The sequence below is a fragment of the Streptomyces sp. NBC_00582 genome (assembly GCF_036345155.1).
GTDB lineage: Bacteria > Actinomycetota > Actinomycetes > Streptomycetales > Streptomycetaceae > Streptomyces.
Genome location: NZ_CP107772.1, coordinates 2,015,069 through 2,034,029 on the forward strand (window position 1 = coordinate 2,015,069; position 18,961 = coordinate 2,034,029).

An 18,961-nucleotide genomic window follows, 5' to 3' on the forward strand; every position below is an offset into this window, starting at 1 on the left:
CCCGGTGCTCGTCGTACCGCGGTCCCGACCGGATTCGAACCGGCGTATCCACCTTGACAGGGTGGCGAGTCTGCCTCTGCTCTACGGGACCGTTCGCGCCCGGACGACCGGATTCGAACCGGCGTATCCGGCTGGGCAAGCCGGCGCGACTGCCTCTGCGCTACGTCCGGAGGCGCATCCGGATCCTAACCGCCCCCCCGCGACGCGGTCTTCCGGATTTTTCGAGGCGCCCTCACCGTCCGCCGGCCGGTGGCGGGTCAGCAGGACGTACGCCTGATCTGCAGGCGTTCCTTCTCGGACAGGCCGCCCCAGACGCCGAAGCGCTCGTCGTTGGCGAGGGCGTACTCGAGACAGGCCACGCGCATGTCGCACATGCCGCAGATGCGCTTGGCCTCGCGCACCGAGCTGCCGGGCTCGGGGAAGAAGAAGTCCGCCCCGGTCTGCGCGCACAGCGCCTCCCGCTGCCAGCCGAGGTCGGACGTGGGGATCGTGTCGGTATGCATGGCCAGGATCGTGCCGCGCGGCGAAAAACGTTCGATCAACGCCGGATATACGCGGCGGGCGAGGGCCTCCGGCCGCCCTGATGATGACGCGCCGGGCGGTCTCGGCGCACGGCGGCGCGCGGAACACACAGGAACACGGGGAACCGATGTGGTTACCGAAGGTATGGTCAGGGTCGTGCGGGCTGTCTCCGCACTCCGGCAGCGGTTGTCAGTGGGCGGTGCGAGACTCGGCAGTGCAGGCAACGGGACCCTTGTGAGGAGGGCGGAGATGCTCACCACCCGTTTCGTCGACGGCGCTCCGAACTGGATCGACCTCGGCACGCCCGACATCGACGGCGCCACCTCCTTCTACGGCGCCCTGTTCGGCTGGCGGTTCGAGTCCGCGGGCCCCGACGCCGGCGGTTACGGCTTCTTCCGCTCGGAGGGCAGGACCGTGGCGGGCGGTATGCAGACCACGCCCGCGCAGGGGCCGCCGTCCTGGACGGTGTACTTCCAGTCGTCGGACGTGGACGCCACCGCGAAGGCCGCCGAACAGGCCCACGGCCGGGTGCTCTTCGCGCCGATGGACGTGATGGGGCAGGGCATGATGGCGATCGTCGCCGACTCGGCGGGGGTGCCGTTCGGTCTCTGGCAGCCGGGGCACAACAAGGGCGTGGACCTGGCGGGCGAGCCCGGCTCGCTGTGCTGGGTGGAGCTGTACACGCCGGACATCGCCGCGGCGGCCGCCTTCTATTACACGACGCTGGGTCTGGAGACCTCCGCGGTCCCCTTCCCCGGGGGCGTCTACACCTGCGTCAACCCCGCGGGGGCGGCCGAGGACGCCGTGTTCGGCGGGTTCGTCACGCTGGCCGACGACCCGACCGAGGCCCGGGACGGGGCGTACTGGCTGCCGTACTTCGAGGTCGCCGACGTGGACACGGTCGCCGCCGAGGCGGAGGCACGCGGCGGCGCGGTCCGGATACCCGCGGCGGACGTCGAGGGCGTCGGCCGCATGGCCCGGCTGGCCGACCCGTACGGGGCCCGCTTCGCGGTGATCAGAAGCGCGCCGCAGCAGAACCAGGGCTGAGGGCCGGGCCCGCCCGGGACGGAGCGGAGGACGGCCCCCTGCCCGTCCCACGAAGCGGCGGTCAAAGGGCCGCGTCCCCCGGAAGGCCCAAGGACGCCACCGAGCCGCACCTCCGCGGCGACCTCGCGCGCCGCCGAAGCGCGGCGCAGGCCGCCCGGTCTCAGCCGAAGCCCAGCGCGGGCCGGGCGGCCCCAGGCCGAGGAGCGGCGCGAGCCCGGCGGTTAGGGCCGAGGCGCGGCGCACGCCGGGCGGTTCAAGGCCGAGGCGCGGCGCAAGCCCGGCGCGACCCCGCGCCGAAGCCCGGCGCAGCCCGGCGGTTTCAGGCCGAAGCGCGGCGCAGGTCTGGCGGCCTCAGGCTGAAGCCCGGCGCACGCCGGGCGGTTCATAGCCGAGGCGCAGCGCAAGCCCGGCGCGACCCCGCGCCGAAGCCCGGCGCAGCCCGGCGGTTTCAGGCCGGAGCGCGGCGCAGGTCTGGCGGCCTCAGGCTGAAGCGCGGCGCACGCCGGGCGGTTCATAGCCGAGGCGCGGCGCAAGCCCCGCGGCCTCACGCCGAGGCCCGGCGCAGCCCGGCGGTTTCAGGCCGAAGCCCGACGCAGATCTGGCGGCCTCAGCCTGAAGCCCGGCGCACGCCGGGCGGTTCAAGGCCGAGGCGCGGCGCAAGCCCCGCGGCCTCACGCCGAAGCGCGGCGCAGGCCCGGTGGCCTCACCAAAGCCCGGCGCACGCCCGCCGACCCCACGCCGAAGCGCGGCGTCCTCATGCCGAAGCCCGACGCACGCCGGGCTGTTTAAGGCCGAAACCCGACGCACGCCCGGTGGCCTCACGCCGAAGCGCGGCGTATCAGGGTCGTCGGGAGGACCACGCCCGACGGGGGTTCCTCGGGGGTGCGCGGGTCGAGGCGGCGTAGCAGGAGGCGGGCCATGATGCGGCCCATCTCCTCGATGTCCTGACGGACCGTCGTCAGCGGCGGGTCGGTGCCCTCGGCGACCGGAAGCATGTCGTCGAAGCCGACCACCGCCACGTCCTCGGGCACCCGACGCCCGTGCTCGCGCAGGACCCGTAGCGCGCCGGAGGCGGTGAGGTCGTTCGCGGCGAACACGGCGTCGACGTCCGGGCAGCGGTCCAGGAGTTCGCGCATCGCGCGCTCCCCTCCGCCGGGCGTGAAGTCGCTCTCCACGACGAGCCGCGGGTCGGCGTCCCCCATGACGTCGCGGTAGCCGTCGAGCCGGTCGGCCGCCGAGGTCTGGTCCAGGGCGCCGGTGAGGTGGGCGATCCGGGTGCGGCCGAGGCCGACGAGATGGCGTACGGCCTCGCGGGCCCCGCCGCGGTTGTCGCTGTCGACGTACACCACACCGGTGTTGCCGTCGTTCCAGCCGGGGCGGCCGCCGAACACGGTGGGCAGGCCGGCGCCCCGGATGAGGCCGGGGAGCGGGTCGTCGAGGTGCAGGGAGAAGACCAGGGCGCCGTCGACATGGCCGCCGGCGAGATAGCGGGCGACCCGTGTGTGGTCGTCACGCCCCTCGGTGAGCAGCAGCACCAACTGGTTGTCCTGGGCGGTCAGTTCCTTGCTGATGCCGCGGAGCTGGAGGGCGAAGAAGGGATCGGCGAAGACCCTTGTCTCCGGTTCGGCGATGACGACGGCGACGGCGCCGTGCCGCTTCGTGACGAGGCTGCGGGCCGCCTGGTTGGGGACGTACCCGAGTTCCTCCACGGCCCGCCGGACCCGCTCCACCAAGGGCTCCCGGACCCCGTCCCCACCGTTGACGACCCTCGACACGGTGGCCCTGGACACCCCGGCCCGCGCGGCCACGGCCTCCAGGGTGGGACGCTGTGCGGTCTCGGTCACGTCGGGGCTCCTCCTCGGTGCGTGCGGATCAGGATAGCCCTGGCGACGGAGGGAGGTGAGAGCGCTCTCGTGACGGGGTGGGAGGGGCGGCTCAGGGGGCCGGCGGTGTGTCCTCGTGGCGGGCCCTGCTCGGCTGGACCCGTTTCGGTTCGCCCGGCATCTTCGGGTACTCCGGGGGATACGGGAGATCGCCGAGTCCGTGGTCGTGTTCGTCACGACGGGCGAGTTCCAGGAGGGACTCCAGGGAGAAGGCGTGGTCGTCCATGTCGGCGTGGACGTCGCCGACGGCTGCGTAGCGGGCCGGCATGGTCGCGATGTCGAAGTCAACGGGACGGGCCTCGCCGACCTCCTCCCAGCGCAGGGGCGCCGAGACGGGGGCGTGCGGACGGGGCCGTACGGAGTAGGCGGAGGCGATGGTGCGGTCCCGGGCGGTCTGGTTGTAGTCGAGGAAGATGCGCTCTCCGCGCTCCTCCTTCCACCACTTGATGGTGACCCGCTCCGGCATACGGCGTTCCATCTCCCGCCCGACGGCGATCGCGGCGCGCCGGACCTGGGTGAAGGTCCAGCGGGGCTCAATGGGCACGAAGACGTGCAGGCCGCGGCCGCCGGAGGTCTTGGGCCAGCCGCGCAGTCCGCCGAACTCGTCGAGGACCGCGCGCAGTTCATGGGCGGCGCGGACGGCGTCGTCGTAGTCGGTGCCGGGCTGCGGGTCGAGGTCGATGCGCAGTTCGTCGGGGCGGTCGACGTCGTCGCGGCGGACGGGCCAGGGGTGGAAGGTGAGCGTGCCGTACTGGGCGGCCCACAGCACGGCCGCCTCCTCGGTGGGGCACATCTCGTCGGCGCTGCGGCCGCTGGGGAAGGTGATGTGGGCGGTGGGGATCCAGTCGGGCATGTTCTTCGGGGCCCGCTTCTGGAAGAAGGACTCGCCGTTCACACCGTCGGGGTAGCGCTCCAGGGTGGTGGGGCGATCGCGCAGGGCACGCAGGATGCCGGGCGCGACCGCCTGGTAGTAGCGGGCGAGGTCCAGCTTGGTGAAGCCGCGCTCCGGGAAGAAAACCTTGTCGGGACTGGACAGCCGTACGGTCCGGCCGCCCGCCTCCAGTTCCACCGCATCACCCATGCGAGCCACGGTAGGCGCACCGTCCAGGACGCGCATACCGGGCGATCGGGGCGGACCGGGTGCAGAATCGGGGCATTGTTCTACGGGATCATCCATCTTCGCAAGTCAGAGGCAGGATGGGGGTCCGGCGGCGAGATCGTTTCTCACAATTTCTCACACGGAAGGTTTCCGATCTCCCCCGTGGAAGGTGTCCCACGCGGTCGCCGCGGCCCTCATGTCTTCGACGTCGACGTGCACGTACCGCCTCTTCGTGAAGCTGGCGTTCGTGTGGCCGGCCCACGCGGCGAGGATGTGGTCTGGCACCCCGTTGTTCGCGAGGTACGACAGGCACGAGTGCCGCGCGTCGTACAGGCGTACCCGTCGAATCTCCAGGTCGCGCATCAAGCGGTAGGCGTGCTCCCGCAGGTGCCGCGTGTTCCTCTCCAACCCCAACTCGTCGACGACGACGTAGCCCGTGTCCGTATAGCCCTCGCCGGCCGCCAGCCGCTCCCGTGCCTGGAGTGCCCGGAACTTCCTCAGCGCGTCCACCACGGGGCCGGGCAGCGGCAGCGCGCGCTCACCGGCCGCCGTCTTGGCGTCCTTCTCAAGCACGTAGTGGTTGCCGGGCATGGTGCGGGTGTTGACCATCTCCAGCGTGGCCAGCTTCAGATCGATGTCCGTCCAGCGCAGGCCGACAACCTCGGCTGGCCGCAGGCCCATCAGGGACAGCAGTAGCGGGGCGTGCAAGCGGTCCTGCTCGATGCCTGCGATGAACAGCTGCACCTCGCCGACGGACCATGGTTTTGCCTTGGGGCGGTCACGCTTGTCGGTCTTCTTGTCTGCCAGCGAGGGGCGGACGTCGGCGGCCACATTGACGCTGATCAGCTTGCGAACCACGGCCCGGCGCAGGGCGCCGCGAAGCTTGTGCAGGATGCTCTCGACCGTGGACACGGCCAGGCGCGCACCGGGCTCGCCTCCCTTGCGTCTGCCGCCGGAGACGAGTTCATCCACGAAGTTCTGGATGTGGTCTTCGGTGAGCTCCTGGAGGCGGATGTGTCCGAGGCGGTCGCGAACGTGGACCAGGGCGAGTCGGTAGGTGCGGATCGTCGTCTCCTCGACGTCGCGCCGCTTGTAGTCCAGCCACTCGTCAAGCCACTCCCCCAGCGTGATCTTGTTCGGGGCGATGAAGGTCCCGGCGGACCGCTCGGCGATGATTCGGGCTCGCTCTGCCAGCACCTCCTTCTTGGTGTCCTTCGTGATGGTCAGCTGGATACGGCGGCCGTTCTCGTCGCGGCCGGCATCGACGACAGTGCGATAGCGCACCGCGCCGTTCTGAAGGACGATCCGCTTCGGCTCACTCATGGCCCACCCCTCCTGATCGAATCAACTGTGTGTCACGCACAGTGGTAACGCAAAGACCCCCGCCCTCAGTGATCCAAGAGCGGGGGCCCTCTGACGGCCAATGATCAGGCGGTCAGGTCGATTTCGACGATCGCGGACGGCTGGAAGATCTTCAGGCCCGCGTCCATCTCCGCACGGAACCGGATCATGTTCCGCTGGAAGTCCGAGGCACCCGACCCCGCCCCCAGAGCGTTCGGGTCGTACACGTTCTCCGACCAGTCGAACCGGACGTCCTCGACGAGCTGCAGCTCCGTCGCCTCACGGAAGTTCACCAGGTGCGCCACACCGGCCGTCTGCGCCGTCGTCGACACCACCGGCAGACCCCACAGCCGGCGCGCGTTCACGTCCACCGTCTGCACCGGGCCACCCAGGTAGTAGTCCGCCTCGTTGTTCGCCAGCAGCTCCACCGTCTCCCAGTCGCTCGGGTTCATGACGTAGGCCGCACCGTCGAGGAACGACAGCAGCTCCAGCTTCGTCTTGGCCTTGCGAGTGGTGGTGAGCAGGTTCGTGTCCCACGCCTGCGCCTGCGACCCGGACACGTTCGCGATCCCGGTCATGTTCTCGCCCGACCCGGAACCGTTGATGATCTGCGCCTCCAGGCCCAGCTCCGTACCCAGCCGCATCTCGATGTCGAGGACCCGCCGCAGCGCCGGGGCATCCCGCAGATCCTGCCGGGCGATCGGCTCCGACAGATGCGCGATCGTCCGCGTCCGGTCGTCGACGCGCTCCCACGTGTACACGCTCGTCGGCTTCAGAGCGCCACGCGCCACCGGGGCCGCGTTGTTCGTGCGGGTCGTCTGCCGCAGGTAGCTGAAGCGGGACGGGCCCGACACCGTCGGAATGAGCTGCCGCAGCGCCAGCACCGGCACACCCATACGGACCGGCTCCGGGTCGAGCGGCACCGTCAGCGGAACCGCACCCGAAGCCAGGATGCCCTTGTACCCGTCCGCCCCCGACGTCGCGGACAGCACCTTCGCGCCCCAGTCTGAGCCGCCGGCCGCCTTCACCCGCGGGTGATCCGCCTTCACCCGCGCGCCCCCGCCCTTCACACCCCACGTCCCGCCGATACCGTCACCGAGCTCGGCGAGCGCACTCTCCACCTTCTCCGCTTCCTTGGCCTTCTCGGCCTTGGCCTTCAGTTCCCTCGCCTGATCCATCAGGCCCTTCACCTCGGTCACCTCGTCCGCGGTGAAATCGCGGCCCTCACCGTCCGCCTTCGCGGCGATCGCCTGGGCCTTCTTCAGGACGGCCTGCATCTCTTCGACAAGCTCCTGAGCCTTCTTCTGCATGGGTGTCCCCTTGGGAAGTCATGGGTGTCTTCCCGGCGTGCTGGAGACGGGCGCTTCCACAGCGGCCCGTGGGGAGGCGGCTGGAGCGCGGGCACTCGACAGCGGGTACCGGAGGCGCCTGAGGCGGGCCTTCAGCTGGCGGGGCTCTGTCCGGGGGAGCCAGTGAGAGACGGCGGACGGCCGGCGCGAGGAGTCGCGAACCGATCCGATGGCCTCTCACGGCCACCTACTCACGGAGTGAGCCAACCGCGGACCAAGAGACGGGCCGTCGATCAACCTACGGCCATTTTAGCTGCTAGAGCTGACAGTGCGGGAGATCTCCGCACCATCCTTGTACGTCGTCAGCTCCACGTGCTCGCAGGCGCAGGCGAGCGGCACCAGCCGGCCGACGTCGCCCTCGCCAACGAACCACACGGCGCCGTCCCCGTCGACCACGGCCGCCATGCCCAGCTCGGCCGTGAACGGGCCCCGAGGCGCCGTCTCAGCATGCTCCAGCACGGCCAGCACCAACACCGTGCCGGCGGCCTCCGTGCCGTCCAGCGTGCGCACCCTCATACCCGGCTCCAGATCCGCTCGTCCCACTGCGTCGCCACATCCAACGGCGCCTCAACGGACTCCGGCCGGCGGGGCCACGCCGTCGCATCCAGTGCCGTCACAGGCACCCGGACCACCGGGTTGTAGACCTGCTCGTCTTCCTCTGCCATGACCCCTCCCAGGGCTGTCAGTTCGGGCCTGCGAACCGCGCAGGCCCCCTATTGCTGATCTGAGCACGCGTCTTTCGCTCTGGCCGCGGCGGTCCCCGTGGCGCGTCGTCCAGCGATTCCGACTCCCCTTCCCTCGTGATCAGAAAGCCCTGATTCGCGGCGCCACGAATTTCCCTCCCCCGCGGTCCGCCGTGAGCCCGGGAAGGGGTCATCCCCCTCCCCACGGACCCGAGGCCGGGGCGCCGGCCGGACCATGGAAGCGCTGCGCCCCAGCCCCGGGAGTCTGATGTCAGGCCACCTGCTTGAGCGGGCTGCTGTCGGGCAGTTCGTGGAGCAGGGCGTCGCGCTGCTCGGCGGGCGTGGGCAGCCACAGTTGCCCGCCGTGCTCGGCCATCCAGTCGAGGTAGTGGCGTGTGCTCAGGCCGGACCAGGGCGGGCGGCCGGTGGCGAGGCGGACGGGGAACAGCTGGTGGTAGTTCCGGAGCATCGTGTACTTGCCGCGCGGGTCGTCGGGGCAGGTGATGCTGAGCGCGGAGGCCAGCTGGCTGCGGGCGCCCGCAATGGCGTTGTACCGGTCGGCCATGAGGTCGCAGGTATCGGAAGCCTTGCGGACCTTCGAGGGCGCGGACAGCAGGTGCCGGGGCTCGGTCTGCCCGTACTCGGCGAGGATGCGGTGCGCGTCCTTGTAGGCCTGCCACGTCTCGGCGAGGGCGGGCCGCAGGTGTTCGGTGATGATGGCCGTGGACTGTTCGCGCAGGACGGTGCGGGCGCGCTGGGCGGCGAGGTCGAGGCAGCCGCCGATCATGTCGAGGGCGTCCTGGTAGACGCGTTCGGCCCGGCGTGCCTGCTCGATGAGTTCGACGTCGGGGAGTTTGGTGCCGGCGGCGACGGCGTCGACGGTGGCCTCGACGACGTCGTGCACGGTCTCCCACGCGTTGCGGGGCGGCTGCGGGAACGGCATGGCCTCGACGCCGCGGTAGGTGTCGCGGGCCTTCACCACCGCGGCGGGCAGCGTGTAGTGCCCCTGGTCGTATCCGTCGTAGAGGACGGGGAGGGGGAGCTGTTCAGCCATCGGGGTTCTCCTTCTTGGTGGTCTTGGCCCAGCTGTGGCGGATGGCGGCCATCAGCGGTTCGTTGGGGTCTGGTGCTCCGAGTTCGCGGATGAGCCGATTCATCCGCTGCCCGGTGGTCTCGGGCTTGGGCGGGGGCTGTTCGGTCATGTGGCTGCCTCCTGGGCGGCGAGGGTCTGCAGGGCCGCGGTGATCTCCTGCCAGTCGTCGGGGTGGACGATCTGGCGGAAGCCGCTGCAGAGGTTGATGACGGCGATCCCGGCCGCCGAGCGAACTTCGTCGTCGCCGAGGTCGGCGAGCAGCGGGGCGAGGCCCTGGGCGTCGTTGTTGAGGGCGGCGACGGCGAGCGCGGTGACCGCCTGCTGGGGGGTCACGACGCGTCCGGGAGGTCGAGGCGGGCGCACTGGCCGCCGTGGACGTCGTTGCAGGGCGGCCGGTGGGCGGCCCGGCACAGGTAGACGCCGCAGCCGCGCGAGCAGGGCCGGCCGCGCTTGCCGGTCAGGGGGCGGTCGCACACCGCGCACTGGCGCCGCAGTTTGGTGCGCTTACGTGCCTCGACGCCGGCGGCGCGAGCGGCGGCCAACTCGGCTCGCTGCTCTCGCTGCTGCTGCTGCCTGGCGCGAGCGGCCGCTATGCGGGCCTGCACCGCCTGGTCGATGTGGGAGGTCACGGCTCGATCACCTCGACGTCGTGCTCCGTGCCCATGACGTCCCACCACTCGCTGCGGGTCCAGAGGGTGCCGTGCTCGACGAAAACGGGCTCGACGGTGGTGTTCATGCTGCCGTCGTCGTCTGCGCCGGTGGCGACGACGGCCCACGCGACGATCCGGGACTTGGACTTGGTGCCGTCCGGGGCGGTGTGCTGAACCCACCAGCCTTCCGGTGCGGGGGTGAGGGAGATGGGGGAGTTGACGGCGTACTTCATGCGGCATCACATCCGGGGTGTGTGGTCTGGCCGGGGGTGAGGGGTTCGAAGGGGAAGTCACAGCGAGCGCACTTCGGCGCTTCGGAATGCTGCGCCCACAATGGGCTGAGTCCCGTCTCAGCCCGTCTCAGACCGCTCCCGTAGTCCTTGAGACGGGTTGAGTCGGGACTCTCACCATTGCGGGTGTAGTTCTTCAGGCCGATTCCGGAGTAGGTCGGGATCTGCTTTCCGGAGTCGTCCCGGGGGCGTGTGCGCTTCGCCTGAGGGACGACCGACAGGAGGTTGCGGCCGAGCATGGCCTTGGAGCCGGGGCGGATGCCCTGGTCTTCGGCCCACTCCTTCCAGGCCTCCCAGAGCTCGTCGACGAGCACCTCGTGCGTGGGGCCCTTGTCGCAGCACTCGCGGACGAACGCGGACGTCGGCGAGGCCGTGTCCTGCATGGTCGTGACCGCCTCCGCGGAACCGGGCGGTTCTGTGATGTGACCCTGGCGCTCCAGGCGGGCGAGGCCGTCGAGCGCCCAGTTAAGGATGCCGGGCATCTCCGCGGCGAGCTTGTCGGTGAGGTCGGTGTCTTCCTTACCGAGCCAGCTCACGGTCATGTTCAGCACGATGAAGCGGCGGGCGATGACGCCGGATGCGTCGCCGAAGTTCGGGAGCTCGTTGGACAGGATCATCAGCCGGGTGGGCATCTTGCCCGTCCACGGGTCGCGGAACTTCCGGTCGACGTCGATGGTGTCCTCGCCGGAGATGGTCAGCAGACGCTCGACAACCTGGTGCCCGTCGCGGCCGGCGAGCCGGGCGTCGGAGATGACGGCGAGCGACTTCCCGAGCAGGGGGGAAAGGCCGAAGTTCGTGGCCAGGCCGGCGAGCGTCGGACCGGCCATGTTGCCCTTGCCGACGAGGTTGGTGAGGATGCGGGCGATGGTGCCTTTGCCGGACCGGGTGGGGCCGACGATGAGCAGGATCTTCTGCTGGTCGGTGCGGCCGGACAGGACGTAGCCGAACCACTCCTGAAGAGCGGCGATGGACTTCTGATCGTCGGGCCACACCTGCTTGAGGAACTGCTGCCAGTTGGGTGCGGTGGCGTCGGGGTCGTAGTCGAACGGCACCGATACGAGGTTGAAGAACCCGGGGGTGAGCGGCAGTAGTTCGCGGTCGGCGACGCGCAGCAGGCCGTTGGTGCAGGCCACGATGGGGCTTTCAGTTCCGTGCGCGTTGTAATTGGCAGAGTCCCGACTCAACCCGTCTCGGGAGATCCATTCCGGGGCGTCGACGGACGGCCGCAGATGGGTGACGGCGGAGATCGCTTCCATCAGGTCCGAGATCTTCCGCTTGGTCGGTGACCACGGCTTGATGATCGGCACGCCGTGCTTGTCGACTCCGGCGCAGTACTCGGCGTGCTCCAGCTTCTTGTACAGGCTGGCGCGCACCTCCTGGTCGTCCATCTCTCGCCAGTAGGAGCCTTCCCAGCGCATCCATGTGCCGCGCCAGTGGCGGCGAGTCAGGAGTCCCGTGTCGGGGTGCCGCCAGGCGGGGGCCAGGTCGCGCGCTACGGCCATGGGGTTGGTGGGCGGCGGCATCTCTCGCTCGTCCGTCACGCCGCCTCCTTCCTGGGGCATTCGAGGTACCGGCCGGGCTGGCCGGGTACGCGGATGGGTGGCCAGCCGGGTGTGGCCTGCAGTTGGTGGGGTGGCTTGGGTTTGGCCAGTTCGTCGAGTTCGGCCCGGCTGCGGGTGTCGACGAGGTTGGGCCGCCGTCCGAGGTTCTTGAGCCAGGCGATCAGCTCTTCCTCGTCGCCGAACTTGCGCCAGAGCTCGGCGGCCTCGAGGGCTCCGGCGAGCCGCCGTGGGTCGTCGGGGGTGAGGGCGATCCATTCGCGCGACCCGTACTTGGGGAAGTCGCGGATGGTCCATGCGGCTTTGGCGTTGGCCCAGAGTTCGGTGATGGCGTCGGGGTCGACGTCGGCCGGCTCCGGGTGGGGGGTGTCGGTAGTTCCGACTCCCTTGCCGCACTGGGCTGCGTCGCAGTCGTGGGGGTCCTGGTGGCCGCAGTCGAGCGGCTCGCACCGTCCGGCGGCTTCGCGGCGGCGGCGAACCTGTGCCACGATGGCAGCAGCTTCGCCGCCCGCGGAGTCTTCTCGAGAAGGGCCTGTGCCGAGCAGGCCCTTCTCTGCGTTGTCGTTCATACGGCCTCTCGGTCCTCCCCTGACAGCACGCGCAGCAGGTCAGCAGTGATGACCACGTGTCGCTTGCCGAACTGAAGGGTCTTGACGGGGCTATCGCCGCGCCTGATGCGTTCGTGCAGGTGGTTCGGGCTACAGCCGAGGGCCTGGGCGCCCTTGGGGACGCTGACGGTGGCGGGCCACTTACGGATGTCGGTGAGGGTGGGGCGAGTCTCCGTCATGCCGCCTGCCCGTTCTGCTCGGCCAGGCGTCGGGCGGAGTGCGCCCGGATGGCGTCCGCGGGGATGAGCCGGCGCCGCCCTTCCTTGAAGCTCGGCAGGTCCCCGGACTTGATCAGTTCGAAGATGGTGGAGCGGCCGAGCCCGGAGGCTTCTACCGCTTCGTCGATTGAGTAGTTGATCTTTTCGACCACGGTTCGACTCCAGTGCGGTCAAGTGCACACGGTTGTGCGCCCTGGTGTGGATGATGCAGCACGGGCCATTGATCGGTCAAGCGTGCACAGTCGATCGGTTACTTGTGTGGACTTGTGCGGACGGTTGTGCGGGCCGTACCGTCCCCTTCATGCGCTTCATGTCTTTCGGTGCTCCGAACACCGACACAGCTGGATGGGTCTGTTACGCCACCGAGACGGCTGGGCTCTACGCCTTCGCCCGCCTGGCCCAGGACGCACACGGTCAGTTCGTCGTGCGTGACCTGCTCGTTTCCGCCGAGGACCGCATCTCTGCCACTGGCCTGCAGTCGGTGAAGGTGGGGCAGATCGAGAGGGAGGCGAACGCGTGGCCGGACTGGATGCGCGAGGCCTTGCTGAAGGCGCCGGCCGAGCGGGACGCCTTCGTCGCCTCGTTCCGCGAGGGCATGGTGCGGAAGGGTGAGCCGTTGAGCGAGAAGCTGGCGAAGGGCAGTCGCCCGCGGCTGACCCGACCAGGCGGCGAGGATCCTGAGAGGTTCTATGCGCTGGTGGCTCGGGCCTACCGCGAGGTGTCTGCACAGACTCCTCGTCCGGCCCCCGTGCTCGCGGATGAGGCTGGGGTGCCCGTCGCCACGGTCCGGCGTTGGATCGCCGAAGCGCGACGGCGCGGGCATCTGCCTCCGGGGCGAGCGGCCTGAGAGGGAGGGATCCGAGGGGCGACCGAGGGGCCGTTTCTGGGCCTCTGGACGCCCCTTCGGCGTTGCCTCCCTCGCCTCCCCAACTAGCCATATCCGCAGGTCATGTACAGGGAGGCAGGGTGAGGACGCGGTCGGGGAGAACTCCCCTACTCCTCGTTGCCTCCCTCGTCGTCGGTGTCGTCGTCGCGGGCGGCGATGGCGTCGAGAATGCGGTCGAGGCTGACGTGCTGGCGGCCTCCGCCGGTCTTGTACTCGCCGTGCCCGGCGTCGTCGAGGACGCGCCGCAGGTCCCGGAACGTCCAGTCGCCGTAGGCGCCCGGGTTGCGCTCGGCGAGGCCGCGCAGGACGTCCTGCGTCAGCATCTTGGGCTCGTGGCCGAGGACGGCCGCGATGTCGGCGAGCTCGTCGGCCGGCTCAAACGCCGGGGCGTCCACCGGCCCGGTGCCCTCGTACACGGCGAGCGCCCGCTCGACGACCGGGGTGACCTCGTCGATGCCCTTCTCCGGGTCGCGGGCCACGTAGTGGGAGCGGATCACCTCGAACGGCTTGGCGGTGAAGCCGACGGTCACCGCGGTGCCGACGTCCTCGCCCGGGATCAGCGTGGTCGCGGTGATGCCCGCCTTGTGCTTTCCGGAGCCGAGCAGGCCGTCGTTGGCGACATGGTCGCCGACCGCGAACGCCACCCGGTGGGAGGTGTTGCGGGTGACGTCCCGCGGGATGCTGTCGGCCGTCGGCGACACGGTCACGAACACCAGCGTGATGCCGACCTTGCGCGCCTTCTTCAGCACCTTCACCGCCAGCTCGGCGGCCTCCTTGCCGTACTCCTTGTGCCCGAACAGTTCGTGGACCTCGTCGAACACGACGACCTTCGGCCGCATCCGCGGGTCCTTCAGGGCCAGTTCACGGGTCAGCTTGGTGGCGTCGCCGCCGAGCTCCTCCAGCAGCTTGCCCCGCTCAGTGACCTCGTCGCGCAGGTTCCGCAGCGCGACCAGCGCGGCCCGCAGATCCTCGTCCTCGTCGCCCTTGACCAGCACTCGCATGCGCGGCTTGAGCGGGTCGTAGTCGACGTTGTACGCCATGACGTAGGCCTCGACGACGACGAGCGGGTCGAGGATCGCGCCGAGCAGCAGGGCGACGACGATGGACGTCTTCCCGGAGCCCATGATGCCGCCGACCATCCAGTTCGCGGCCATGAGCTTGCCGATGATGGGTTCGCCGCGCTGGGAGACGGCGACGGGGACGCCCTTGAAGTAGTCGGTCGTGCCTTCGGTGAGGAGCGGCCAAGGCGGCACCATGCCGGACAGGGAGCCCTGGTCGGCGACCCACAGGTCGAGGACGCCGGGGGCCTTCGGGGGCTCGGTCGGCCACACCTCGACGGGCTTCCTGAGGAGGTTGTGGGCCAGCACCGTCTTCTTCGCGGCGACCATCTCGACGGTGACGCCGAGGGGGAGCTGCAGCTGTGTGTGCCAGCCGTTCCCGGACCGGGTCGTCGGCTGCACCCATCGGGGCTGCCAGCCGTCCTTGATGGCCTTGTTCAGCGGGGCGATGCCGAGGTTGCCCAGGGCGCGGATGATGGCGCCCTCGTCGGGGACGACGTCCCGGTTCTCGGCGTCGGCGGGGAGCGCCCAGGTGGGGGCGGTCTGCCGCTGGCGGCCCACCGTCCAGGCGCCGGCGACGGCGAGGACGGGCAGGGAGTACAGCAGCGGCCCCCAGACCACACCGGCGATGAAGGCGACCCAGCCGATGAAGTCGATGACCGCCTTCAGCGGGGTGAGGACGTCGTGGACATTGCCGGTCCCCCAGGCAAGGAGCAGACCGAGGAGCAGCAGGACGCTGCCTGCGCCGGCGGTCGCGTGGGCCACAGCTTCGGGTGCCTTCAGCACCATGTGCAGCAGCTCCATGCGCCGCTTGTGGCGGGCGAACCGGTAGGCGTAGGCCCGCTGCTCCCACTGGCGGACGAGTTCCTCGTTCCCCGCGGCCTCTGCCTGGCGCATCATCCGCGAGTGCAGGGCGGTGGTGCGGGCGTCCCAGGCGCGGCGGGTGAGGATGCGGGTGCCGCCGACGATGTACGAGCTGTGCCGCACGGCCGCCTTGTAGGCGCCGTTCTGGCGGGTCTCGACGACGACGCGGCGCAACGCGTCGATGCGTACCCGGCGGCGGGGGCGCGGCTGGTCGACGGTGGCCGGCTCGGGCGCGGTCTGCGGGTCGGGGGCGAACTTGAGCAGGGACACCTTGGGTGCGGTGTGCCCGTTGACCCGCTCGGGAACGGTGTCGGTCATGATGGCCTCTCCGGGTTTCGTGACGTATTTCGTGACGGGCCGGGCACGGGGCGGCCGACGGTTCCTAGGCCGGTGACGGCCGCCCCGGGGCGTGGCTACTTGCTCTGCTTGCGGCGCATGGCCTGCTTCTCGATGCGCTCGACGCGCCGCTTCAGGTCGGACAGGTCGACATCGGGGCCGGCCGCGCCGCGCTTGGCCATGCGGGCGACGAGGGCGGCGACGCGCAGCTTCTCGGCGGCGGTGAAGTCGGAGAACGTCAGGTCGTCGGCCATGGGTCAGCGTCCTTTCTGGAAGTCGGCCCACAGTCCGCGCAGGACCAGGGCGAGGATGGCGACCGATACGGCGCCGATGGCGACGGCCACGGCGAACAGCGAGGCGACCAGGCCGCCCGCGATCCCGAGACCGCCGATGGTCAGCCACTTGCGGGAGTCGAACGGAGCCGTTGCCTGCTGAGCAACGGTTGCCGGCGGCTGCTGCTGTGCGGCCTGCTGTGCGGCGAGGACGGCGGCCACGATGCGCACGACGTCGGTGTCCGCGGCGGCCTCCCGGGCGGCGGCCTCCGCCTTGTCGAGGGCGTCGCTCATGACCGGCCCCCCACGATTTCCCGGCGCAGCTCGGTCGCATCCCGGCGGGACAGGCCGAGCTCGTCCTGCAGCGTGCGGATGGTCACCGGCCGCCGCGTCGAGGTGACCGCCTCCCGGTTGAGCCTGCGGGCCTCCCTGCGCAGCTCGGCAGGGGTGCGAACGATCGGCTCGGTGACCATCTGCCGGGCCGTCTCGGCGGGTACCGCAGCGGTCGACTTGCGGGGAGTCCAGTCGTGCCACAGAGGGGACACGTCGGGCACCTCGATGACCGGCGGGATGACCACCTCGACCGGCTCGGCAGCCGTGACCGTCTCGGTCACACCTGCGTGGTCGTCTGCACCATGCAGGTCGACAACCGTGGGGGTCTGCCCCAAGGTTGCGGGGGACGGGGTAGCGGTCACCTCGGCGGCCGGAACCTCGTGGATAACATCCACAGGGTTCGGCTCGGTGTGACCGGCGAGGGCCTGGTGGATCTGCCGCATCAGGGCACCGAACGCGAGCAGCGCGGCCGTGGGCGGCACCGCGGCCACCACATAGTTCAGCGGGTCGGCGTGCGAGCCGACACCGGCCACGTTCAGCGCGATCGAACCACCTGACCCGACGACGGTCAGGGCGATCGCCCACGGGTCGACATGGCGGGCGATCGCGGCCCGCAGCCACATCAGCTCACCTGCCATGATGAACAGGTCCAGGCAGGCCGGCCACGCCCAGGCACGTACCGGGGCGCCGCCGAGCCCGTGCCCGAGAGCGACCTCGGCGAGATGCGCGTAGGACAGCCAGAACGCGGCGGCCGTCAGGGCGACGATGACCAGCCCGGCGGCGATAGCCAGGGCGCGGGTCGGGTTGCGCTTCACCGCTCCTCCTCGTCGAGCATCTCCAGCAGCTGGGCGAGCGCCACCTCGAGCCGGCCGATCGTCCGGGCCATCGCCTCGTCGTCGCCCATGTCGAGCTCCTTGGCCGTGGCGAGCTCCCGCCGGGCCGCCTCGATGCGGTAGCGGTCGTGGTCGTTCATCTGAAATCGGGCCATCACTCGCCCACCTCCGGGGCGGCGGCGCGCACCACACGGTGCGCGGCAAGGCAGGTGCCCTCGAGGTCTCGGCGGTCGACGGCGTCGACCAGGGCGGCCATCAGGGCAGGGACAGGGGGGAGGGGCCGGGCCGACCGGCACACCGCGCGCAGAGCGGCCTGCTCGGTCGGCCGGCGCACCGGCCAGCGGGAGGTCACCGGATCTCACCCCGCATCCGGATCGCCTCGCCGGCCATCCGCTCCAGCCGCATCGCCGCCGTCCGCAGCCCGCGCGCCACATGGGCGATGTCCTCCGCGGGGAAGCTCGACTGCACGTCGACCTCGACGTCGACGACCGGCACCAGCTCCGCGAACGGCGCCCACGAGATCCGGCACGCCAGCACCGGCACCAGCCCGCGGGCCTCCGTCTGCGCGACCGCCTTCACCCGCGCCGAGTTGTGCGTGATGTCGTTGCGGCCGATGTCCCGGCCCATCTGCCAGTGATGGCCGATGCACCACGCCGGACACTCGAACTCGACGGGGCCGTGGTCGATCGTGTGCAGGACGACGGTGCTCACTGGCCCTCACCCCGCTCCACCCACACGAACGGCCGGATCGTCGCGGCGGCCTTGAACACGCGGATCGCCGCGCCCGCCGGGGCATCCGGCAGGGCATACACCCGGCCGCCCTCCAGCGAGGCCAGCATCCGCGCGGCATGGTGCTCGCACCCGTTCGCGCCCGTGGTGTTCGTTACCAGCACCGTCACGACGGGCGGCCCGTCACACGGCGTCGGGTCCTCCGGGTGGGCGGCCGGGCAGCGAGGCACACTCGCCACCGGATAGGCGCGACCCATCGCCTGGCGCAACCCTTCGAGACGGTCCGCCTGCCACGGGCTGAAAGAGCCGTCCCGCAGCTGCTCGATGACCCGCCACACCTCGGTGAAGGAGTGGCCGGCGAGCGTCGACTCGACCTCGCCGCGCACCTCCTCCACGGTCATCAGGGCCGGGTCACGGTCGGGGTCTGTCTCGGTGAAGCCGAGCACCAGCGCGGCGAACAGCTCGTCTCGGGACACCCGGTAGTCGAGGCGGACCACCGCATATCCGTGCGGCGCGTCGTCGTGGACGTTCTGCAGGCCCGTCGGGCCGAAGGTGGGGAGGCTCATGCGGCACGCCCCTTGGTGACCTCGTTGGCCTGCTGGGCGATGCGGGCCAGGTGCCGCAGCTCGGACGCGAACCCGATCAGCTCGTCGGCCAGGTGCTCGGCCATCTCCGGGGTCAGCTGCGCGTAGTCGTTGCCGCCGCGGTCCTCGATGGAGATGTGCGCCCCGCGCAGCCGGGCGTCGCTGGCCGTCGGGTCCGACTGGATACCGGCGAACAGCTCGTGCACCGCGCCAGCGTTCGTGAACGAGTAGACGGATACGCCGGCCGTTGCCGAGTAGTGGGCGAGGTCCTCGACGTCCCGGACCGGCTCGTCGACGTGGTCCTCGGTGCACCACGTCGGGCACTGGATCCACACGGTCACCGACGTGCCGTTGGTGCGGCCGATCTTCGCGGGCACCAGACGGGACCCCAGCTGCAGCGGCGACTGCTCGACGGCCGACGGCTGCGACGGAATCGCGGCGAGGTTGACGGAGGTGTTGGTTTTCACAGCGCGACCGCCAGTTCGCTGGTCGGGATGCCGCGGTCCGTGAGGTACTGCGTGAAGGCGGCGCGGGAGACACGGATGGTGCCGCGGCCCGAGCCGACGCGGTACGAGGGGAGGCGGCCGGCCTTGATCTCGGCGTAGACGGTGGAGACGTCCACGCGAAGGGCGGCGGCGATGTCCTTGACTCGGAGCGGTTCGCCCTCGGACGCCTGCGTCTGGGCAGGCGCAGTAAGCTCGTGCTGCATTCGGAGACCCAATCT

At 70.6% G+C, this 18,961-nt stretch carries 28 protein-coding genes and 2 tRNA genes; 2 read left to right on the forward strand and 28 right to left on the reverse strand.

Translation table 11 applies throughout. The annotated features are described in order from the left end of the window. Positions 1–19 precede the first annotated feature (19 nt). The 3 genes from OG852_RS08515 to OG852_RS08525 all read right to left on the reverse strand — a co-directional run bounded on the left by OG852_RS08515 (position 20) and on the right by OG852_RS08525 (position 503). Positions 20–91 (reverse strand) — tRNA-Asp (locus OG852_RS08515). A gap of 7 nt (positions 92–98) precedes the next feature. After that, a tRNA-Gly gene (locus tag OG852_RS08520) sits at positions 99–170 on the reverse strand. 87 nt (positions 171–257) lie between these two features. Beyond that, a complete protein-coding gene (locus OG852_RS08525) occupies positions 258–503 on the reverse strand; it encodes a WhiB family transcriptional regulator (protein WP_208117194.1) in 246 nt (81 codons plus the stop codon). Positions 504–771: 268 nt separating this feature from the next. On the opposite strand from OG852_RS08525, the gene OG852_RS08530 reads away from it, so the two are divergent. Further along, on the forward strand, positions 772–1,569 hold the full coding sequence (locus tag OG852_RS08530) for a VOC family protein (protein WP_133913677.1): 798 nt from the start codon (positions 772–774) through the stop codon (positions 1,567–1,569). Positions 1,570–2,387: 818 nt separating this feature from the next. On the opposite strand, the gene OG852_RS08535 is transcribed toward OG852_RS08530, so the two are convergent. From OG852_RS08535 to OG852_RS08605, 15 genes are all read right to left on the reverse strand, one after another. After that, the gene (locus OG852_RS08535; RefSeq protein ID WP_133913678.1) at positions 2,388–3,413 is read right to left on the reverse strand and encodes a LacI family DNA-binding transcriptional regulator; all 1,026 of its coding nucleotides are present in this window, start codon (positions 3,411–3,413) and stop codon (positions 2,388–2,390) included. Between the two features lie 91 nt (positions 3,414–3,504). Next, positions 3,505–4,533 carry a non-homologous end-joining DNA ligase gene (ligD, locus tag OG852_RS08540; protein WP_133913679.1) on the reverse strand — a complete coding sequence of 343 codons (1,029 nt, stop codon included), beginning with the start codon at positions 4,531–4,533 and terminating at the stop codon, positions 3,505–3,507. Between the two features lie 153 nt (positions 4,534–4,686). Beyond that, positions 4,687–5,874 (reverse strand): site-specific integrase, encoded by a 1,188-nt coding sequence (locus OG852_RS08545; RefSeq protein ID WP_330347496.1) that lies wholly within the window; start codon positions 5,872–5,874, stop codon positions 4,687–4,689. 104 nt (positions 5,875–5,978) lie between these two features. Continuing rightward, the gene (locus OG852_RS08550; protein WP_330347497.1) at positions 5,979–7,202 is read right to left on the reverse strand and encodes a phage major capsid protein; all 1,224 of its coding nucleotides are present in this window, start codon (positions 7,200–7,202) and stop codon (positions 5,979–5,981) included. A gap of 288 nt (positions 7,203–7,490) precedes the next feature. After that, entirely contained in the window at positions 7,491–7,757 is a 267-nt protein-coding gene (locus tag OG852_RS08555; protein ID WP_330347498.1) for a hypothetical protein, read from the reverse strand. Continuing rightward, positions 7,754–7,906: a hypothetical protein gene (locus OG852_RS08560; protein ID WP_330347499.1), complete on the reverse strand. Its 153-nt coding sequence runs from the start codon at positions 7,904–7,906 to the stop codon at positions 7,754–7,756. The genes OG852_RS08555 and OG852_RS08560 overlap by 4 nt, the downstream gene beginning before the upstream one ends. 289 nt (positions 7,907–8,195) lie before the next feature. Next, positions 8,196–8,978, reverse strand: coding sequence for a hypothetical protein (locus OG852_RS08565; protein WP_330347500.1), 783 nt, complete (start codon positions 8,976–8,978; stop codon positions 8,196–8,198). Continuing rightward, complete coding sequence (locus OG852_RS08570) at positions 8,971–9,126, reverse strand: hypothetical protein (protein ID WP_330347501.1); 156 nt, start codon at positions 9,124–9,126, stop codon at positions 8,971–8,973. The genes OG852_RS08565 and OG852_RS08570 overlap by 8 nt, the downstream gene beginning before the upstream one ends. Then, positions 9,123–9,350 carry a hypothetical protein gene (locus OG852_RS08575; protein ID WP_330347502.1) on the reverse strand — a complete coding sequence of 76 codons (228 nt, stop codon included), beginning with the start codon at positions 9,348–9,350 and terminating at the stop codon, positions 9,123–9,125. The genes OG852_RS08570 and OG852_RS08575 overlap by 4 nt, the downstream gene beginning before the upstream one ends. After that, a complete protein-coding gene (locus OG852_RS08580; RefSeq protein WP_330347503.1) occupies positions 9,347–9,646 on the reverse strand; it encodes a hypothetical protein in 300 nt (99 codons plus the stop codon). Before OG852_RS08580 ends, OG852_RS08575 begins: the two co-directional genes overlap by 4 nt. Beyond that, a complete protein-coding gene (locus OG852_RS08585; protein ID WP_330347504.1) occupies positions 9,643–9,900 on the reverse strand; it encodes a hypothetical protein in 258 nt (85 codons plus the stop codon). The genes OG852_RS08580 and OG852_RS08585 overlap by 4 nt, the downstream gene beginning before the upstream one ends. Continuing rightward, complete coding sequence (locus OG852_RS08590) at positions 9,897–11,498, reverse strand: DNA primase family protein (RefSeq protein ID WP_330347505.1); 1,602 nt, start codon at positions 11,496–11,498, stop codon at positions 9,897–9,899. Before OG852_RS08590 ends, OG852_RS08585 begins: the two co-directional genes overlap by 4 nt. Further along, entirely contained in the window at positions 11,495–12,085 is a 591-nt protein-coding gene (locus OG852_RS08595) for a hypothetical protein (protein WP_330347506.1), read from the reverse strand. Before OG852_RS08595 ends, OG852_RS08590 begins: the two co-directional genes overlap by 4 nt. Further along, positions 12,082–12,303 carry a DNA-binding protein gene (locus OG852_RS08600; protein WP_330347507.1) on the reverse strand — a complete coding sequence of 74 codons (222 nt, stop codon included), beginning with the start codon at positions 12,301–12,303 and terminating at the stop codon, positions 12,082–12,084. Before OG852_RS08600 ends, OG852_RS08595 begins: the two co-directional genes overlap by 4 nt. Next, complete coding sequence (locus OG852_RS08605; RefSeq protein WP_330347508.1) at positions 12,300–12,494, reverse strand: helix-turn-helix domain-containing protein; 195 nt, start codon at positions 12,492–12,494, stop codon at positions 12,300–12,302. Before OG852_RS08605 ends, OG852_RS08600 begins: the two co-directional genes overlap by 4 nt. A 149-nt stretch (positions 12,495–12,643) precedes the next feature. On the opposite strand from OG852_RS08605, the gene OG852_RS08610 reads away from it, so the two are divergent. Beyond that, entirely contained in the window at positions 12,644–13,189 is a 546-nt protein-coding gene (locus OG852_RS08610) for a hypothetical protein (protein WP_330347509.1), read from the forward strand. A 146-nt stretch (positions 13,190–13,335) separates the two neighbouring features. Here the strand turns inward: OG852_RS08610 and OG852_RS08615 are convergent, their stop codons facing one another. The 10 genes from OG852_RS08615 to OG852_RS08660 all read right to left on the reverse strand — a co-directional run bounded on the left by OG852_RS08615 (position 13,336) and on the right by OG852_RS08660 (position 18,946). After that, entirely contained in the window at positions 13,336–15,468 is a 2,133-nt protein-coding gene (locus tag OG852_RS08615; RefSeq protein ID WP_330347510.1) for a zonular occludens toxin domain-containing protein, read from the reverse strand. Between the two features lie 95 nt (positions 15,469–15,563). After that, positions 15,564–15,740, reverse strand: a complete 177-nt coding sequence (locus OG852_RS08620; protein WP_330347511.1) for a DUF6257 family protein — start codon at positions 15,738–15,740, stop codon at positions 15,564–15,566. Positions 15,741–15,743: 3 nt separating this feature from the next. Beyond that, positions 15,744–16,052: a hypothetical protein gene (locus OG852_RS08625; protein WP_330347512.1), complete on the reverse strand. Its 309-nt coding sequence runs from the start codon at positions 16,050–16,052 to the stop codon at positions 15,744–15,746. Further along, the gene (locus OG852_RS08630; protein ID WP_330347513.1) at positions 16,049–16,906 is read right to left on the reverse strand and encodes a DUF2637 domain-containing protein; all 858 of its coding nucleotides are present in this window, start codon (positions 16,904–16,906) and stop codon (positions 16,049–16,051) included. The genes OG852_RS08625 and OG852_RS08630 overlap by 4 nt, the downstream gene beginning before the upstream one ends. After that, complete coding sequence (locus OG852_RS08635) at positions 16,903–17,079, reverse strand: hypothetical protein (protein ID WP_330347514.1); 177 nt, start codon at positions 17,077–17,079, stop codon at positions 16,903–16,905. Before OG852_RS08635 ends, OG852_RS08630 begins: the two co-directional genes overlap by 4 nt. Next, the gene (locus OG852_RS08640) at positions 17,079–17,276 is read right to left on the reverse strand and encodes a hypothetical protein (protein ID WP_330347515.1); all 198 of its coding nucleotides are present in this window, start codon (positions 17,274–17,276) and stop codon (positions 17,079–17,081) included. Before OG852_RS08640 ends, OG852_RS08635 begins: the two co-directional genes overlap by 1 nt. Beyond that, a complete protein-coding gene (locus OG852_RS08645) occupies positions 17,273–17,635 on the reverse strand; it encodes a DUF6907 domain-containing protein (RefSeq protein WP_330347516.1) in 363 nt (120 codons plus the stop codon). The genes OG852_RS08640 and OG852_RS08645 overlap by 4 nt, the downstream gene beginning before the upstream one ends. Next, positions 17,632–18,219, reverse strand: coding sequence for a hypothetical protein (locus tag OG852_RS08650; RefSeq protein WP_330347517.1), 588 nt, complete (start codon positions 18,217–18,219; stop codon positions 17,632–17,634). Before OG852_RS08650 ends, OG852_RS08645 begins: the two co-directional genes overlap by 4 nt. Further along, on the reverse strand, positions 18,216–18,704 hold the full coding sequence (locus OG852_RS08655) for a DUF6907 domain-containing protein (RefSeq protein ID WP_330347518.1): 489 nt from the start codon (positions 18,702–18,704) through the stop codon (positions 18,216–18,218). The genes OG852_RS08650 and OG852_RS08655 overlap by 4 nt, the downstream gene beginning before the upstream one ends. Beyond that, positions 18,701–18,946, reverse strand: a complete 246-nt coding sequence (locus OG852_RS08660; RefSeq protein WP_330347519.1) for a helix-turn-helix domain-containing protein — start codon at positions 18,944–18,946, stop codon at positions 18,701–18,703. Before OG852_RS08660 ends, OG852_RS08655 begins: the two co-directional genes overlap by 4 nt. Positions 18,947–18,961 lie beyond the last annotated feature (15 nt).